Here is a 230-nt window from a genome sequence, read left to right as displayed (position 1 = left end):
GCCCGGTGACGACCCTGGCCCCGCAGGCGTCGACCACCTGCACGAACACCTACGTCACCACCCAGGCCGACATCAACGCCGGGACCATCACCAACACGGCGACCGTCTCGGGCACGCCACCTGTCGGACCCGCCGTCACCTCTCCTTCGTCGGCCGCGACGGTCACCGCCGTCGCCGCTCCCGCGCTGGCCGTGCTGAAGACCGCCTTCCCGATCGCCGCCACCCAGGCG

At 72.6% G+C, this 230-nt stretch carries 1 protein-coding gene; it reads left to right on the top strand.

Annotation, left to right across the window (positions count from 1 at the left end; translation table 11 throughout):
* Positions 1-230, top strand: a 230-nt coding sequence (locus tag ACLQ2R_RS39725; protein WP_425966572.1) for a DUF7507 domain-containing protein, incomplete at both ends; no start/stop codon positions are given.

The organism is Streptosporangium sp. DT93, assembly GCF_049844535.1.
Taxonomy (GTDB): domain Bacteria; phylum Actinomycetota; class Actinomycetes; order Streptosporangiales; family Streptosporangiaceae; genus Streptosporangium.
The sequence above is the reverse complement of the archived record's forward strand: the minus strand, read 5'-3'. Positions and strand labels throughout refer to the sequence as shown.